Genomic DNA, 17,169 nt, shown 5'->3' with positions numbered 1-17,169 from the left:
AGGAGTTTTTATGGAATTCCATCCACCTTTACAATCCGCCACGCTAATTCGTCGCTATAAACGTTTCCTGGCTGATGTCACCACACCGGAAGGTGAAACACTGACTATCCACTGTGCTAATACCGGTGCCATGACCGGCTGTGCGACACCGGGAGATACGGTGTGGTATTCCACCTCCGATAATCCAAAACGTAAATACCCCAACAGTTGGGAATTGACAGAAACACAGACTGGTCACTGGATTTGTGTCAATACGCTCAGAGCAAATGATTTAGTCGCCGAGGCTATTGCACAAAATGCCATTCCAGAATTTTCTGAATATAAAAAAATCAGTCGGGAAGTGAAATATGGCGAGGAGAACAGTCGGATAGATTTACTGTTACAAGCAGAACAACAAGTTAATTGCTATATTGAAGTGAAATCAGTGACACTGCTCCAAGAAAATTGTGGCTATTTCCCAGATGCTGTCACAACCCGCGGACAGAAACACTTGCGGGAATTGCAACACATAGCAGAACAAGGGCAAAGAGCTGTTTTATTTTTTGCTGTTTTGCATTCAGGGATCAATCAGGTCGCTGCGGCTGCACATATTGATCATAATTATTCATCTCTTTTGGAACAAGCGCAAAACTCTGGGGTCGAAGTTATCTGTTACCAGGCCAACATGACAGGAAAAGGGATGGTTTTAGGCGATAAGTTAACTTTTTTACTGAAATGATTAACTTACCGATTCACCTAATATTTTCAGCCAGGTTGTACAAGGTGTAAAGGCATGCAATACATTTGCTTCCACACCATTGTGAAACTAATGGCAGGAACAATTGCCAACCCATGCTCCATCTGCTATTTATAGCGGCCTGTTTTTTTCCCCGCTAGGGGTTTGTTTGATAGTGCGTGTGTAGGAGAAGTATTATGCAAGAAGGGCAAAAACGTAAAACCTCGTCCTTAAGCATTCTCGCCATCGCTGGGGTAGAACCTTACCAAGAAAAGCCAGGTGAAGAATACATGAACGATGCCCAGTTGGCGCATTTCAAGCTAATTCTTGAAGCATGGCGCAATCAGCTCAGGGATGAAGTAGATCGTACTGTATCTCATATGCAAGATGAGGCAGCGAACTTCCCTGATCCAGTTGACCGTGCGGCGCAGGAAGAAGAATTCAGTCTTGAATTACGTAACCGCGATCGTGAACGTAAATTGATTAAGAAGATCGAGAAAACCCTGAAAAAAGTCGAAGATGACGATTTCGGTTTTTGTGAATCCTGTGGCATTGAGATCGGCATCCGTCGTTTGGAAGCCCGTCCAACCGCAGATTTGTGTATTGATTGTAAAACCCTAGCCGAAATCCGTGAAAAACAGATGGCTGGCTAATTAATGGTGTTCCGAATACGGCGTCTTTATGACGCCGTATAAACAACCCCACTGATCTCCATATGATAAAATCTGAACGTCCCCAAACTTATATTGGGCGTTTCGCCCCATCACCTTCTGGTGACCTGCATTTTGGTTCATTAATCACTGCCATTGGCAGCTATTTGCAAGCCCGTGCTTGTCAGGGAAAGTGGCTAATACGTATTGATGATATTGATCCACCTAGAGAAGTTCCCGGTGCTGCCGACCGTATTCTTCACGCACTTGAACATTACGGTTTACATTGGGATGGTGAAATTCTCTATCAATCTCAGCGCCATGAGGCTTACCGTCATATCCTTAATCAGTTGCAACAACAAGGATTAAGCTATTACTGCACCTGTACCCGTCAACGCATTCACCAGATTAATGGTTTTTATGATAGAAACTGTCGTGAATTAAATTTGCCCATTGATCATGCAGCAATTCGATTCCAACAGCGTCATCCGGTTTACGGTTTTGAAGATAAATTGCAAGGATATCTGAACGCCGATCCGGTCATGGCTGAAGAAGATTTTATTATTTACCGTCGTGACGGTTTATTTGCCTATAATTTAGTGGTTGTTATTGATGATGATTACCAAGGGGTGACCGAGGTGGTAAGAGGGGCTGACTTAATCGAACCCACCGTCCGTCAGATTGCGCTTTATCAGCAGTTAAATCTCAAAATACCTGACTATATTCATTTACCACTCGCTCTGAATAAGGATGGCAATAAACTTTCCAAACAGAATCATGCTCAGCCGATCCCATTGGATGATCCCCGACCATTACTGATTGAGGCATTATCTTTCCTTAATCAATCTGTTATAGAAAACTGGCAAGATCTTTCTCGTGATCAATTGTTGCAAAAAGCAACAGCACGTTGGGATCTAGACCGAATTCCACGACAAGGTAAAATACACATATACCCAATGGATTTCAAAATGGATCACGACGGCAAGGGAGTGAATCCCCGGGAGCATAGCAAACTATGTGACCGGGGTGAGCGAGTGCAGCCAACAAAGAGGCAACTTGAAAGATAACGGGTATAGATAACATGAATAAAGTCATGGTTAGTCATAACAACCATTCTCAAAAAATACACAGTAGGCTATGATTAGCCGCTGTTTTTTATTTGTTTTATATGATTAGTTACTTATCGAGGTGTACCATTTTTAACCGAGTAGCAAATTTCTGCCGTAACTTATTGATCCGAGAAGGGAAAAATAACCGCGAACTACAGGCAGCCAGTGAAAGGCCAGTCACCGGATCTGACCGTTCTGCTCAGGAAGAGTACGTAGCTCTTCACTCTAATCGCCAAAACCCTTATCAACCCTTATCCAATGTGGAGACACCAAGGGAGGTTGAACAGGAAAATCCTCATTCGGATTTATCGATAACGATAATTCCACGGGAACAACATCGTATTTCCCGCAGAGATATCAGTGAAAATGCACTGAAAGTCCTTTACCGCTTGAATAAATCCGGTTTTGAAGCCTATCTGGTTGGCGGTGGTGTCCGTGACTTATTACTCGGTACCAAACCGAAAGATTTTGATATTGCCACCAATGCCACTCCAGAACAGGTACGTAAATTATTTCGCAACTGCCGTCTGGTTGGACGCCGCTTTCGCTTAGCTCATATTATGTTTGGTCAGGAAGTGATTGAAGTCGCAACATTCCGTGGTCCACATGAACAAACGGGTTCTGATGATAAAAATCAGTCACAACAAGCACAAAGCGGCATGCTACTGCGGGATAACATCTTCGGTTCAATTGAAGAAGATGCTATACGCCGCGATTTCACCATAAACAGCCTCTATTACGGCATCAATGATTTCTCTCTGCGTGATTATGCCGGTGGCCTTCATGATCTGGAAACCGGAGTTATCCGCTTGATTGGCGATCCTGAAACCCGCTATCGAGAAGATCCCGTCAGAATGCTGCGCGCGATCCGTTTCGCTAGCAAACTGAATATGACCATCAGCGAAGGTACCGCCGAACCTATTTCTCGTTTGGCTTTTCTGCTGAGTAATATTCCACCTGCCCGTCTGTTTGAAGAATCTTTAAAACTTTTACAAACCGGTCAAGGCTACAGCACTTATAAACTTCTGCGCGAATACCGTCTATTTCAACCACTTTTCCCATTGATTCAACGCTATTTCACCGAAAATAACGATTCACCAATGGAACGTATACTCAATCAGGTTTTGAAGAATACCGATTACCGGTTACAAAATGATAAACGGGTTAACCCGGCGTTTTTGTTCTCCGCAATGCTCTGGTATCCACTGGTCGAACATGCGGAAAAGCTGTCTCAAGAAGGTGGTCTGGCTTACTACGATGCTTTTGCATTGGCGATGAATGACATTCTGGATGAGCAATGCCACTCCATTGCCATTCCTAAGCGCCTGACAACCATCATGCGTGATATCTGGCAATTACAGTTACGTCTGCCACGCCGTCATGGTAAACGGGCAAATAAGCTGATGGAACACCCTAAATTCCGTGCTGCCTATGATTTGCTGGAACTGAGAGCCAATGTTGAAAATCGCAATGAGCTCAAAGAGCTTGTCCACTGGTGGGGAGAATTTCAGCAAGTCAATGCATCACAGCAACGGAGTATGATTTCCGAACTGGGCAGTGAGATTGTCCGTCGTCGTACACGGCCTCGCCGTCACTATAAACCAAGACTGAGCAGGAACAGCTGATAAATTATGGCTCGTGTTTATATCGCTGTTGGTAGCAATCTGGCAGAACCTATGCAGCAAGTAAAAAATGCACTTGCTGCATTAAAAGATTTACCGGAAACAGAATGTATTGCCTGCTCCTCACTGTATCGTACTAAACCGATGGGGCCGCAGAATCAACCTGATTTTCTGAATGCGGCAGTCGCACTGGAAACCTCGCTAACACCGGAAGAATTACTCAGTCACACTCAAGCGATTGAACTGACCCAAGGACGGGTAAGAAAAGCTGAACGCTGGGGGCCAAGAACACTCGATCTGGATATCATGCTATTTGGTGATCAGGTGATTAATACCGAACGCTTAACGATACCCCACTACGGACTAAAACAGCGCGAATTTATGCTCTACCCGTTAGCTGAAATTGCCCCTGATCTTATATTTCCTGATGGGGAAGCTTTATCTGAAAGACTGAAACGCATCCCAGAAAACGGCCTGGCACTCTGGCTGCAGCCGCAGTCCTCTGATTCTAATCACTACATATAAGAATCTCAGTTCAGTCCGTGGCCGATTTCTATACATAACAAGAAAAATTGCAGGAGAAGGAAGATAGATAATGAAATCAATGACCATGACTGATCTGAATCAGCTCAAAAAAGAAAAACGTAAATTCGCGACTATTACCGCTTATGACGCCAGCTTTGCCCACCTGTTTGCCGAGCAAGGCATTGATGTCATGCTGGTTGGTGACTCACTGGGTATGGCAGTGCAAGGGGCTGATACCACCATTCCAGTGACGGTTGAAGATATTGCCTATCATACTCGTTGCGTCCGTACCGGAGCGCCTTATACGTTTATCATTGCCGATATGCCCTTCATGAGTTATGCCACACCAGAGCAAAGTTGTGAAAACGCAGCCAAGCTTATGCGTGCTGGCGCTAACATGGTGAAACTTGAAGGCGGTAGCTGGTTATACGATACCATTAGCATGCTTACCGAGCGTTCTGTACCCGTTTGCGCTCATTTAGGGCTAACGCCCCAATCAGTCCATATTCTGGGTGGTTATAAAGTTCAAGGACGTGATGAAGTATCAGCGAATCAATTGATAAAAGATGCAATTACCTTAGAAAAGGCAGGCATACAACTGCTAGTACTAGAATGCGTACCCGTTGATTTGGCTAAACGTATCACCGATGAATTACAGATCCCAGTCATTGGTATTGGCGCCGGTAATGTGACTGATGGGCAAGTTTTAGTGATGCATGATGCACTAGGCATTACCGTAAGCCCCCCTAAATTTGTGAAAAACTTCCTTGAAGAAGCAGGGAATATACGTGATGCCATCCGCCTATATAAAGAACAGGTGGAAAGTGGTATCTACCCTGGTAAAGAACACTCATTTTATTAATAAATTACCCTAAGGAGTATTAAGCAGTGCTGATTGTCGAAACTGTACCGATTCTGCGCCGTGAAATCCGCCGCTGGCGTCAGGAAGGAAAACGCATGGCACTGGTGCCAACAATGGGTAACTTGCACGACGGCCATATGACGTTAGTCGATACAGCCAAAGGGCAAGCAGATATTGTGATCGTCTCTATTTTCGTCAATCCGATGCAGTTTAATCGTCCAGATGATTTGGCAAAATATCCTCGTACCTTACAGGAAGATTGCGAAAAACTTCATCAACACGGTGTCGATCTGGTATTTGCGCCTGCTGATAAGGAAATATACCCTGATGGTATGGAACATCAGACTTATGTTGAAGTTCCTGGGCTTTCTACCATGCTGGAAGGAGCCAGTCGTCCCGGTCATTTCCGCGGTGTTTCAACCGTAGTGAGTAAACTGTTCAATCTGGTACAACCAGATTTAACCTATTTTGGCGAAAAAGATTTTCAACAATTACAACTTATTCGCAAAATGATTGCCGACCTGGCTTATGATATTACGCTGGTTTCAGTACCCACGGTGCGTGACCAAAATGGCTTGGCTCTCAGTTCACGTAATAACAATTTAACCGCCGATGAACATCGAATCGCCCCAGAACTCAGCAAGATCATGCGATCTATCGCTGAAAAAATGGCACAGGGTGAACGTCACACAGAACAGTTGCTCACTCAAGCATCTTCACAGCTACACGAAGCGGGCTTTGTACCTGATGAGTTGTTTATCCGTGACGCCGAAACATTGGCGCCGTTAAATACCGAAAGCAAAAAAGCCGTTATTCTAATGGCGGCCTGGTTAGGACAGACCCGTATGATCGATAATCAGCAGGTAGATTTAACGCAATAATTGCCGTTGTATCAGACGTTATTGATACAAAAAGGTTCTAATTTGTCATCGAATCAGGAGAAAAACCATGTTGCGCACGATGCTACAGGGAAAATTGCACCGGGTGAAAGTCACTCAGGCAGATTTGCATTATGAAGGTTCCTGTGCAATTGATCAGAATTTCATGGATGCAGCCGGTATTCTGGAATATGAAGCTATTGATATCTATAACGTGGATAACGGCGAGCGTTTTTCCACTTATGCTATCGCCGCTGAACGTGGTTCTAGAATAATTTCAGTTAACGGAGCAGCGGCCCGCCGTGCTGCGGTAGGTGATAAGCTAATTATTTGCTCATATGTACAAATCCCTAACGAAGGTGCTCGTCATCATAAGCCTAATATCGCTTACTTCGACGGTGATAATATTATGAGCCGTATCGCCAAAGCCGTGCCGGTTCAGGTGGCTTAAATTAAATTCAGTCCCCTAAAATTAGCAAGCAAAACTTAGGGGACTTCAAAAATAGAAACCGTTAATAAATTACCGAATTTAAGTCCTCAATCCCCGCCCTGTTTCAATTAAATACCAAGCAACAAGATAAAAAACCACAATAAATGCAGTCAAAACACTCAACGTAATTATCAAAGAAACATCAGTAATCCCCAAGAAACCATAACGAAAACCACTAACCATATAAACGATCGGGTTCAGCTTGGAAACCGCTTGCCAAAATGGGGGTAATAATGTCAATGAATAAAACACCCCACCAAGATAGGTCAGTGGCGTTAATACGAAGGTCGGAATAATGCTGATATCATCAAATGTTTTAGCAAAAATCGAATTCAACAACCCCCCTAGTGAGAACAAAATGGAGGTCATCAACAACGTGATAACAATCATCCACCACGCATGAATATGAAGCGGCACAAAAAATAGAGAAACCAATGTCACCAGAATACCGACGCAGACACCACGGGCAACACCACCACCAACAAACCCCACAATAACGATATGTGTCGGAACCGGCGCTACCAATAATTCCTCAATACTGCGCTGGAATTTCGCGCCAAAGAAGGAGGAAGAAACATTGGCATAAGAGTTAGTGATCACCGCCATCATAATAAGGCCAGGGACAATAAATTGCATATAATCGACACCGCCCATTTCCCCAATACGCGAACCAATCAAGCTACCGAAGATAATAAAATAGAGCGACATGGTAATAACCGGCGGTAATAAAGTCTGTACCCAGATACGACCAAAACGGGTAATTTCTTTAATCCAGATAGTTTTTAGCGCCACCCAGTACAACTGAATCATTTACTATCTCCTTACTTATTGTTCACCAAGCTGACAAATAACTCTTCCAGACGGTTCGCTTTATTACGCATACTTAAAATATGAATACCCTGAGCACTTAATTGGGTAAATACGCTATTTATTCCCTGACCACGTTGAACATCCACTTCCAAAGTAGAGGCATCCAGCAGTCGATAATCATATCCTACTAGTTCAATAATTGGGTTTTGTGTTGCCAGATCGAAGAAGAATGTTTCAGATTCCACCCGACTGAGTAAATTTTTCATACTGGTGTTTTCCACCAACTCACCATGCTGAATAATACCAATATTACGGCACAGCATTTCTGCTTCTTCCAGATAGTGAGTCGTTAGAATAATTGTCGTTCCCTGGGCATTCAGCTCTTGTAAAAAACTCCACATAGAGCGACGAAGTTCAATATCAACACCGGCAGTCGGTTCATCAAGGATCAATAATTTAGGCTGATGCATCAACGCTCGTACAATCATCAGACGTCGTTTCATCCCACCAGACAGACGAATCGCCCGTTGATTGCGTTTTTCCCACAAATCTAACTGCGACAGATAAGTTTTCGCTCTGGCTTGCGCCACTTTTCGCGGTACACCATAGTAACCGGCCTGATTGAGAACAATCTGCAACACCGTCTCAAACGGGTTAAAGTTAAATTCCTGCGGAACAAGACCTAACTGCCGTTTAGCATTCACAATATCAGTATCAATATCATAGCCAAACACCTTAACCTTACCGCTGCTTTTGTTTACCAGAGAGCTAATAATGCCGATTGTGGTGGACTTCCCTGCACCATTCGGACCCAATAATGCGTAGAAGTCTCCAACTTCCACATTCAGGTCTATCCCACGCAGCGCCTTAACACCATCAGTGTAAGTCTTAGTAAGCTGCGTTAACTCCAATGCATAAGTCATAAATTACAAAACACCTTTATTATCTGGTCGCCTTTGCGTGTAATGTGGAAACATAATGCTGCTTTTCTGCCTGACTTGCTTTACAAAAACAGCAGAAAGATTAAAAACAAACAGCAATAAAATATTAAAATTTCAATTGATGTTGTATATGATTCTATCTTAAAGAAACACTACCAGGCTATGAATCATGATGAAAAAAATAGAAGAGCTGCTTGCCAATAACAAGCAGTGGTCAGAATCGGTTAACGAAGAAAATCCAATTTTTTTCAAAGAATTAGCAAAATCACAAAAACCTCATTTCTTATGGATTGGTTGTTCAGACAGCCGGGTACCAGCAGAAAAACTAATTGATGCCGCCCCCGGTGACTTATTTGTTCACAGAAACGTTGCAAACCTGGTTATTCATACTGACTTAAATTGTCTTTCAGTTATTCAATATGCAGTAGATGTACTGGAAGTTGAACATATCATTATCTGCGGACACTACGGTTGCGGTGGTATCGAAGCTGCAATTGATGGCACCGAACTGGGATTGATTAACAACTGGCTGCTACATATTCGTGATCTTTGGTATAAACACAGTTCTATGCTAGGTGAATTACCCCCGAATGAGCGTCTAAACCGTCTGTGCGAAATTAACGTTGTTGAGCAAGTATATAACCTTGGTCACTCAACCATTATGCAAGCAGCATGGAAACGAGGCCAAAAAGTGATGATCCACGGTTGGGTTTACGGTATTCATAATGGTCAATTGCAAGATCTGGAAGTCACGGCTGACAGCCGTGAAAAACTGGAACTTGCCTATCGCCAGACAATATCCAAACTGACGCATAAGAAGTGATTTTTTAGATCATTCATAAAATACGCTGTAGAAAAGGTTATATTTAACTTTTTCTATAGTGTAATTAAACGAAGATTTTCAGTTTATAGATTATATTAAAAATATATTTTAATTTTTTCTCAGACTTAAAAATTATATTTTACCCTTTAAACTCATGATAATATTTTTCTCCAGAGATATTATCTAAACTAGAGTGGAAAGTTTACAACATAGGTTCGCGAAGCATTCTCTTTTTGATTTTTTAATGCTCTGTCTGTTAACCAGTTGTCCAGGGTGTCAATTCCTGAAGTAAAACTATTTAAATTGTGATCATCTGTTAACAAGGTTGGATCATTAATCATTCTATCACCACGGTTTTTTCATATTTGCCGTTTTGATAAGACGCTCATTTGGAGCAGCCGGAGCATCAAGTTTAGCAATAAAAACATTAAAAATTTCTGGATATACAACCATAAAGGAGTGTTCCAATAAAGTATTTTCAGCATCACGTTTGATTGTATCAAGGACATATTCAGTAACGGTTTTTCCCTTCACTTTTGCCGCTCTATCTATTAAATCCCGATCCTCTTGCCTAATCCTCAAGTTGAGTGTCTTATTTTTACGATTCTCACTTATTACGTTCATTTCAAATCTCCTTATGCTATAGGTGAGCTAAATAATACACAAACGTAACGCCATTATCATCACATTTCTAGAGGAGAGAATTCCCATTAGGCATAGAGGCTTACATCGGCTTTCGCTAATAAAAATGCAATATACCCGTTATCTTTCAAGTTGCCTCTTTGCTGGCTGCACCTATTCACCCCAGTCATATAGTTCGCTACGCTCCCGGGGATTTGCTCCCTTGCCGTCACGATGCATCTTGAAATCCATAGGGTATATAGCGTAATTAAACGAAAGTTTATGCAAATTTTTATTTTATTAAATCGCTACCTATTTGAATATCAACTATCTATTTTAATTTCTTTATTTTACGAATGTACGAATACGGTAATAAAAAGAAGATTTTTATGAGCGATCAAATCTCATTACCTGTAATAACAATGTTGACACTTAGGCAGAACCACTCTAAAGTGTTAACAATGCGATAACCGTTACTTGCGAGGAAAGTTCTATGCTTACTCATGTCAGAAAAATTGGAAACTCTGTTGGTACTATTATTCCAGCTCAACTATTGAAATCCCTCCACCTGAAAGAAGGTGACCAATTATCAATTGTCGAAGAACAAGGGAAAATCGTAATCTCCGCAGTAAACCATCGTCCCAAGTACAAATTAGCCGATCTACTCGCTCTATGTGACTCAGAAGCACCAATGCCTGAAATCTTAAAAGAATGGGATACCAGTAAACCTGTAGGGAATGAAGTGTAATGGCAACATTTCAACGAGGGGATATTGTTGAGGCGTGCTTAAACCCAGTCGCGGGTCAAGAACTGCAAGGTGACAAAAGGCCATGCTTAGTAATAAGTCCATACAATTTTAACAAATTAGGTTTAACAATTATTATTCCTATAACACAAGGAGGAAATTATGCCAGGTTTGCGGGTTTTGCCGTGACATTGATGGGCACTGGAACACAGACTCAAGGAGTTCTATTAGCGAATGGCATTCGTTCCATCGATCTAAATGTAAGACAAGCAAGAAAAATTGAAGAGGCCCCGACGTCTGTAGTTAATGAAATTTTAGCCGTAGTGTCCAGCATATTGGAATAAATTCTGCTGCTAAGTATGGTTCCACGACTGTAAGCCATATTAAGCACCGTGCCAAAATGTAGATAGGAGCGCAGCTCTATATATCATACCTGAATCACAAAGCAAAAACGGCAACCCGAAAGTTGCCGTTTCCAAGATACGAGAAAACTACTCTTCCTGCAAAATCACATGGCCGATATAGGGCAGATGACGGTAAAGTTGCGCATAATCGATACCATAACCCACCACAAATTTATCCTCAATTGAGTAACCAATCCACTCAACCGGAACATCAACTTCACGGCGGGAAGGTTTATCCAACAAGGTACAGATTGCCAGTGATTTTGGCTCACGCAACGCCAAAATTTCACGCACTTTATTCAGGGTATTACCTGAATCAATAATATCTTCCACAATCAGTACATGCTTACCACGAATATCCTCGTCCAGATCTTTCAGGATTTTCACATCACGAGTGGAATTCATACCGCTGCCGTAACTGGAAGCCGTCATAAAGTCGACTTGATGAGGGATCTGAATTTCACGGCATAAATCAGCCATAAAAATAAATGAACCTCTCAGCAACCCGACCAATACCAGCCCACTACCACTGTCACAATAGTGTTCAGTAATCTGTTTTCCCAGTTCAGCAATACGTTGTTTAACCTCCTGTTCGGAGATCATAACTTCTACAATATGTTTTGGTTTACTCATAACTATATATTTTTAAACGATAACTAAAATAAAATCATGTGTCTTTTTACAAAAAGTGATACACCGATTGATATACCGTTCACCACACAAAGACGCACACACAAAAACATGAGAACAAAATATTTTGCAAAGCATATCAGAATTCACCGCCTACAGTAAAAGAAGGATATATGACTCGTTGCCAGTGAGTAGATAAGTACACTAAACGTTCTGGCCTCGTGATAGAAAGTTGCGACGCATTTCGTCGAAAGGTATTAAAGATTACGGTGATGGATAACCGATTATTCTACCTCATCAATCAAACAACACAGTAGGTAATGAGATGAAGTGAGGTGACTATTTCCCTGATATTTTACGGTATTAGAATAATTATTCTGCTGATTTCTCGCGAACTTTGCTCTCAATAAGATTACTGTCCATATCAAAATAACGACTAGGCCAGATTTCAGATAAATGAATGTTGAGATAATTAGCGATAATCCATTCGCCTTTAGGCCAAGGACGTGACAGCGTGTTGGCTAATGTGGAAGAACTCAGTCCCGCTTCACGGGATACCGCAGCTAAGGTTGGACCACGCTTACGTAGTGCAGCAATAATATCGGCTTGATGCCAGTCATTTTTAACATTATTCATTCCTGCTACCCCTTCCATTAATTGAGAAAATTGATGATGGTGATTCAGACAGGGTTCACAGTACCGGTAGCTACCTTCCGGCAAGGCCGAAGCCTCCCCCGCCTGAACCACCATTACTCTTTCAATCTATAAAATGCCGTGTCAGATTCACTGCGCTGCTAGCAGGCATGAGCCTGTAATCGTCGTACTGCCCTTTTGCTGCGGCGTCAAGTCCGCAAACAGTCAGCAAAAGTGGTGCAAACGTTGAAATACCAACAAGCACAGCAAAACGCCGCAACGTTAAGGATCAAACGGTAGCAATGAGCTAATTATTTAGGTGTAGAGAAGCCGCCCGCTAAATATTTTAAGCAAACATAGCTAGGCATGAGCGAGATGCGCAAAAGCAATCCTGCTCATTGAAGTGAAATGAGATCGAGACATAGCTCAATCCCATTGTGCGAAAGGCTATCACCTAACGCTAATGAGAAAAGTAAGCGAGCGCATGTTTCATGCCCACTTGAAATCAGATAAAAGTAAAGTGGATCTTCCCCACCTTAAATCCAGCTACGAAAGGCAATGAAAACCATAACCTCACACGCCGAAGTACCGTTGGTACTCTATTAGCTAAAAAGACCGTCATCACCAAACTAGCTAGGATTGTTCATACTAGCAATATATGCTTCCAAAGGTGTGCAGATGTACCGCAATTCTTGCTTTCACTTTCAGGCTACAGAAGTTTTTCTAGTCGTTTAAGCGCTTCCTCTCAGACCTACGGAAACATTGATGACCATCTGTGATGGTAATTAAACAGATTTAGACTAACGAATGCTTTTACTGACAATAAGAGAAAGTAATGACTAAATAAATATATCAATAAGTTTTTATTTATATCATCCAATAGATTTAGCGCATTATCATGATAACTTTAATTATAGTTTCTCTTAAAAAGATTAGAGGTTTAATATTTTCTTTTAAAATTTAATTCATCCCTATATTTTCAAGATGTTAGGATAATTACCACATTTGGTTATTTTATTTATTTTAAAAAAAAGACATTGACATAAAAAAACAAAAAAATATAATCAAGACAAATCAAAAACCCTATAAAAATAATAAATAAGAATTTATGAAAATAAAAAACCATAAAAACACCTTATTGTACAGAGCCAAAGAAATATCAAAATTATCTAAAAAAACCTTTAAAAAAGAGGCTTTATTTTTTAATTTTTTTATAGTTTATATTGTCTCGGTATTTATACTTAGATTAGACACCCCTATTCTTGAGTATATAGATTACAGTATGTCAATAATTTTATTGATTATCATGTTCAGCACTGCAAATAAAATATTCAATGAATTTTCTTTATTGAAAAAAAGGTTCAAAAAAGAATACTCACATGATAAAAAACCAAATTTTTTTTATAAGATATTTACTCTATCTATTATAACTATTTTACTGATATTAGTATCGATTCCTTTTTTGTATATATTAAATCATATCCATTATGATTTTTCGTTAAAATTATTTTTGAATACAATCATAAGTTCTTATATATATTTGATTGTTATTATTTTTAGTAAACCTGAATGAAGGTAAATTTATTATGCGTGAGCTTACCATTCAAGAGTTTGATTTAGTTGCAGGTGCAGGAGCAGGAGAAACCGCTGGTGAAATAGCAGGAGCAGCCGCAGGGGGAGCTGCTGGAAGAGTAGCTGGTAGTGTAGCTGGAGGATATGCTGGAGCCGCAGCTGGTGCAGCAATAGGCTCTGTAATAGCACCGGGCCCAGGTACTGCAGCTGGCCGCTACATCGGAGGAGAGATAGGAGGTAGAATTGATTCTGGAGGCAATAGCAATGGTGCTGGGACCAATTATTGTAATTCAAGTGGATCTAACTATTGCCACTAATAAACCGTGATATTTTTAGATAAAAATGGGTGTAATTATACACCCATCAACCAAAAAAAAGAGGCTACGTAAACAAAAACCTTTTATTTTAATAACCTCTTAATAAGATAACTTATTACTCACTTATAGAGCCACAATCAACAATCATTAACATTAAATATGAATCCAATTAATTTTCCCATTGATAAAAAAGACTTCCTAGAAAATTTCTTCGAAAAGAAACCGTGTGTTTTTAAACAAATATATGATGATGATTTTATAAAACATAGTGAAATAGAAAATATATTTAATCGTTCCAACCTGCCTTCATTTGAAGGTATTAAATTAATGTACAATGGTATTATTGATAAAACAGAATATATTGAATCCTATAATGATTTAGGCACTAGACGGTATAGATATATATACCCGTAATCATTGAAGATGCTTGATTTTATCCGAAATGGAGATCATTATCCTCGCTATGAAAATATTTATTACATCAGAACAAAAAGCCGAACTTGAACATCTCCATCACACCTGCCGAGATAAGAGGGAGTGTGATCGCATCAAAGCGGTTCTGCTGGCCTCAGAAGGCTGGAGTTCAGTGATGATCGCTCAGGCCCTGCGTCTTCATGAAACGACCGTTAACCGTCATATCAGCGATTACCTTAATCACCGCAAACTGAAACCCGAAAATGGCGGCTCTCAGAGCCATCTCAGCGAAACACAGACTCAGGAACTTATCGCTTATCTGACCGCCAATCTTCTGCCCACCACACAGGCGGTTATCCGCCTTGTCAAAGAAGCATGGGATATCAGTTACACTGTTCCCGGCATGAATAAATGGCTGCACCATAATGGATTCAGTTATAAAAGACCGACCGGCGTGCCACACAAGTTCAACGCGGAGCAGCAACGGGCCTTTATGGAAGCCTACGGGAAACTCAAGCAGGAAGCCGGAGACCATGACCCCATCCTGTTCATTGATGGCGTCCATCCCACACAGGGGACCAAACTCGCTTATGGCTGGATGCGCAAAGGGCAGAAAACCGCCGTAAAAACCACGGGAAGCCGTACCCGTCTGAACCTGATGGGGGCCCTGAATCTGGCCGATATCAGCAAAACGGTAGTACGCGAGTATGACCGTATCGACAGTTATCACATCGCCGAGTTCTTCATTGCCATCCGTGAGACCTATCCGGTCAGTCAGAAGGTTCATATTATCCTTGACGGAGCCGGTTACCACCGAAGCAGGCTGGTGAAAGACTGGGCTTATGTGATGAATATTGAACTTCATTACTTACCGCCATACAGCCCGAATCTGAACCCGATAGAAAGGCTGTGGAAGGTGATGAATGAACAGGTCAGGAATAACCCTTATTTCGCCTCGACGACCTTGTTCAGGCAGGCAATCCATCGTTTTTTTACGGAAATATTACCGGAACTTGCCGGGAACCTGTCGTGCCGTATTAATGACAACTTCCAGGTTCTGAATCCTGCATCTTCAAGTTAAGTGGGTATATATAATAATCAGGATAATATGGTATTACCCTTTAAAAGAAGCTACTAAAGAAAATATCGTACAATCAGCTAAGCTGAGCTCCAATTTTATGGAAACAATGAGAGGAATAAAAGCAATAAAGATTTTCTGCAAAGAGAATCACCGATATAATTCTTGGTTAACTTTATCTATAAATACTGTAAACTCTGCCCTTAAATCTCAAAGACTATCGCTAGGATTTTCTTTTTCCAATAGAATTATATTTGGAATTCAAAACATCCTAATAGTTTATATAGGTACATCTTTTATCTTTGATAATACATTTACAGTAGGTATATTAATATCATTTCTTGCTTACAAAACTCAATTTGAGTCTAGAACTATATCTCTCATTGATCTATTTATTTCTTTTAAAATGCTTGGGATCCATATTGAAAGATTATCAGATATTGTACTATCTGAAACAGAATTAAAATCCAATATACTACTAAAAACAGAAACAATAAAATCAAATAAAATTGAAATTAAAAATCTTTCCTTTAAATATGAGGGAAATAATAATTATTTAATAGAAAATTTATATTTTGACATTCAGCCTGGAGATTCAGTGGCAATAATAGGTCCATCAGGTTGTGGAAAATCCACACTATTAAATTTAATGATAGGAAACATTTTACCTACAGGAGGAGAAGTTAGGATTGGAGGAGTTATAGTTAATAAAACACATCCAAAAATCATCAGAGATAATATCGGGTATGTAGCGCAAGATGATTCACTATTTTCTGGTTCTATTATGGAAAATATAACTTTTTTTGATGAACATCCAGACACAGATAAAGCTATTAATTGTGCAAAAATAGCAGCTATACACCATGATATAAAAAAAATGCCAATGGAATATGAAACATTGATTGGAGATATGGGAACTATCTTATCTGGTGGACAAAAACAGAGGTTATGCTTAGCAAGAGCATTATACAAAGACCCTAAGATCTTATTTTTAGATGAAGCCACGAGTCATCTCGATACTGAAAACGAAAAAATAATTTCATCTAACCTTAAAATGTTAAGCATTACAAAAGTAATGGTTGCCCATAGGAAAGAAACAATAGAATCCGCGAATAAACTAATTGATTTAACAAAAAAATGTGCATAACCTTGTGTAATTGTCTATTTTTGTACGTATAATTTATCAATTAATACAAGTGAAAAAGGCATTATTAATATTAAATTGTTATTAATCGTATTAGTCGCGACTAGATATGACATAGAACTTGAAAAGTTGAGAGTTACAGGTTTTGATAGGGGTGCCGAACCCTTATACAAAATACAAGAGGTA

At 40.4% G+C, this 17,169-nt stretch carries 18 protein-coding genes and 1 pseudogene; 14 read left to right on the top strand and 5 right to left on the bottom strand.

Annotated elements, in window-relative coordinates:
* Positions 1 to 10 precede the first annotated feature (10 nt).
* The 8 genes from sfsA to panD all read left to right on the top strand — a co-directional run bounded on the left by sfsA (position 11) and on the right by panD (position 6,812).
* Positions 11 to 718: a DNA/RNA nuclease SfsA gene (gene sfsA, locus SLS51_RS13690; RefSeq protein WP_323839299.1), complete on the top strand. Its 708-nt coding sequence runs from the start codon at positions 11 to 13 to the stop codon at positions 716 to 718.
* Between the two features lie 194 nt (positions 719 to 912).
* Positions 913 to 1,368 (top strand): RNA polymerase-binding protein DksA, encoded by a 456-nt coding sequence (dksA, locus tag SLS51_RS13685; RefSeq protein WP_011145244.1) that lies wholly within the window; start codon positions 913 to 915, stop codon positions 1,366 to 1,368.
* A 62-nt stretch (positions 1,369 to 1,430) separates the two neighbouring features.
* Complete coding sequence (gene gluQRS, locus SLS51_RS13680) at positions 1,431 to 2,432, top strand: tRNA glutamyl-Q(34) synthetase GluQRS (RefSeq protein WP_323839296.1); 1,002 nt, start codon at positions 1,431 to 1,433, stop codon at positions 2,430 to 2,432.
* Positions 2,433 to 2,596: 164 nt separating this feature from the next.
* The gene (gene pcnB / locus SLS51_RS13675) at positions 2,597 to 4,099 is read left to right on the top strand and encodes a polynucleotide adenylyltransferase PcnB (protein WP_323839294.1); all 1,503 of its coding nucleotides are present in this window, start codon (positions 2,597 to 2,599) and stop codon (positions 4,097 to 4,099) included.
* A 6-nt stretch (positions 4,100 to 4,105) separates the two neighbouring features.
* Positions 4,106 to 4,621, top strand: coding sequence for a 2-amino-4-hydroxy-6-hydroxymethyldihydropteridine diphosphokinase (folK, locus tag SLS51_RS13670; protein ID WP_323839292.1), 516 nt, complete (start codon positions 4,106 to 4,108; stop codon positions 4,619 to 4,621).
* 70 nt (positions 4,622 to 4,691) lie between these two features.
* On the top strand, positions 4,692 to 5,483 hold the full coding sequence (gene panB, locus SLS51_RS13665) for a 3-methyl-2-oxobutanoate hydroxymethyltransferase (RefSeq protein WP_323839290.1): 792 nt from the start codon (positions 4,692 to 4,694) through the stop codon (positions 5,481 to 5,483).
* Positions 5,484 to 5,509: 26 nt separating this feature from the next.
* Positions 5,510 to 6,364, top strand: a complete 855-nt coding sequence (panC, locus tag SLS51_RS13660) for a pantoate--beta-alanine ligase (protein ID WP_323839288.1) — start codon at positions 5,510 to 5,512, stop codon at positions 6,362 to 6,364.
* 67 nt (positions 6,365 to 6,431) lie between these two features.
* Positions 6,432 to 6,812, top strand: a complete 381-nt coding sequence (panD, locus tag SLS51_RS13655) for an aspartate 1-decarboxylase (RefSeq protein ID WP_323839286.1) — start codon at positions 6,432 to 6,434, stop codon at positions 6,810 to 6,812.
* A gap of 78 nt (positions 6,813 to 6,890) precedes the next feature.
* On the opposite strand, the gene SLS51_RS13650 is transcribed toward panD, so the two are convergent.
* Positions 6,891 to 7,661, bottom strand: a complete 771-nt coding sequence (locus SLS51_RS13650) for an ABC transporter permease (RefSeq protein ID WP_323839284.1) — start codon at positions 7,659 to 7,661, stop codon at positions 6,891 to 6,893.
* An 11-nt stretch (positions 7,662 to 7,672) separates the two neighbouring features.
* Positions 7,673 to 8,584, bottom strand: coding sequence for an ABC transporter ATP-binding protein (locus tag SLS51_RS13645; RefSeq protein WP_323839282.1), 912 nt, complete (start codon positions 8,582 to 8,584; stop codon positions 7,673 to 7,675).
* Positions 8,585 to 8,771: 187 nt separating this feature from the next.
* On the opposite strand from SLS51_RS13645, the gene can reads away from it, so the two are divergent.
* Positions 8,772 to 9,425, top strand: a complete 654-nt coding sequence (can, locus tag SLS51_RS13640) for a carbonate dehydratase (RefSeq protein ID WP_011145235.1) — start codon at positions 8,772 to 8,774, stop codon at positions 9,423 to 9,425.
* A gap of 345 nt (positions 9,426 to 9,770) precedes the next feature.
* Here can and SLS51_RS13635 read toward each other — a convergent pair whose 3' ends face one another.
* The gene (locus SLS51_RS13635; protein WP_323839278.1) at positions 9,771 to 10,049 is read right to left on the bottom strand and encodes a type II toxin-antitoxin system TacA family antitoxin; all 279 of its coding nucleotides are present in this window, start codon (positions 10,047 to 10,049) and stop codon (positions 9,771 to 9,773) included.
* Positions 10,050 to 10,539: 490 nt separating this feature from the next.
* Here SLS51_RS13635 and SLS51_RS13630 point away from each other — a divergent pair, with 490 nt between their 5' ends.
* Together SLS51_RS13630 and SLS51_RS13625 are read left to right on the top strand one after the other, a co-directional pair.
* On the top strand, positions 10,540 to 10,794 hold the full coding sequence (locus SLS51_RS13630) for an AbrB/MazE/SpoVT family DNA-binding domain-containing protein (RefSeq protein ID WP_036782605.1): 255 nt from the start codon (positions 10,540 to 10,542) through the stop codon (positions 10,792 to 10,794).
* On the top strand, positions 10,794 to 11,135 hold the full coding sequence (locus SLS51_RS13625; protein WP_036782608.1) for a type II toxin-antitoxin system ChpB family toxin: 342 nt from the start codon (positions 10,794 to 10,796) through the stop codon (positions 11,133 to 11,135). The genes SLS51_RS13630 and SLS51_RS13625 overlap by 1 nt, the downstream gene beginning before the upstream one ends.
* A gap of 147 nt (positions 11,136 to 11,282) precedes the next feature.
* On the opposite strand, the gene hpt is transcribed toward SLS51_RS13625, so the two are convergent.
* Both hpt and SLS51_RS13615 read right to left on the bottom strand, forming a co-directional pair.
* Positions 11,283 to 11,828 (bottom strand): hypoxanthine phosphoribosyltransferase, encoded by a 546-nt coding sequence (gene hpt, locus SLS51_RS13620; protein ID WP_323839274.1) that lies wholly within the window; start codon positions 11,826 to 11,828, stop codon positions 11,283 to 11,285.
* Between the two features lie 369 nt (positions 11,829 to 12,197).
* The gene (locus SLS51_RS13615) at positions 12,198 to 12,461 is read right to left on the bottom strand and encodes a helix-turn-helix domain-containing protein (RefSeq protein ID WP_323839326.1); all 264 of its coding nucleotides are present in this window, start codon (positions 12,459 to 12,461) and stop codon (positions 12,198 to 12,200) included.
* A gap of 1,583 nt (positions 12,462 to 14,044) precedes the next feature.
* Between SLS51_RS13615 and SLS51_RS13610 the strand changes: the two genes are divergently transcribed.
* The 3 genes and pseudogenes from SLS51_RS13610 to SLS51_RS13600 all read left to right on the top strand — a co-directional run.
* Complete coding sequence (locus tag SLS51_RS13610; RefSeq protein ID WP_323839272.1) at positions 14,045 to 14,347, top strand: hypothetical protein; 303 nt, start codon at positions 14,045 to 14,047, stop codon at positions 14,345 to 14,347.
* Between the two features lie 463 nt (positions 14,348 to 14,810).
* Positions 14,811 to 15,842, top strand: a complete 1,032-nt coding sequence (locus SLS51_RS13605) for an IS630 family transposase (RefSeq protein ID WP_323839270.1) — start codon at positions 14,811 to 14,813, stop codon at positions 15,840 to 15,842.
* A gap of 1 nt (position 15,843) precedes the next feature.
* Positions 15,844 to 16,986: pseudogene (locus SLS51_RS13600) on the top strand (peptidase domain-containing ABC transporter); the annotation flags it as partial.
* Positions 16,987 to 17,169 lie beyond the last annotated feature (183 nt).

Origin of the sequence: Photorhabdus africana (assembly GCF_035181445.1) — a bacterium.
GTDB lineage: Bacteria > Pseudomonadota > Gammaproteobacteria > Enterobacterales > Enterobacteriaceae > Photorhabdus > Photorhabdus laumondii.
Note: the sequence above shows the minus strand (reverse complement) of the source record. Positions and strands in the feature narration are given on the sequence as shown.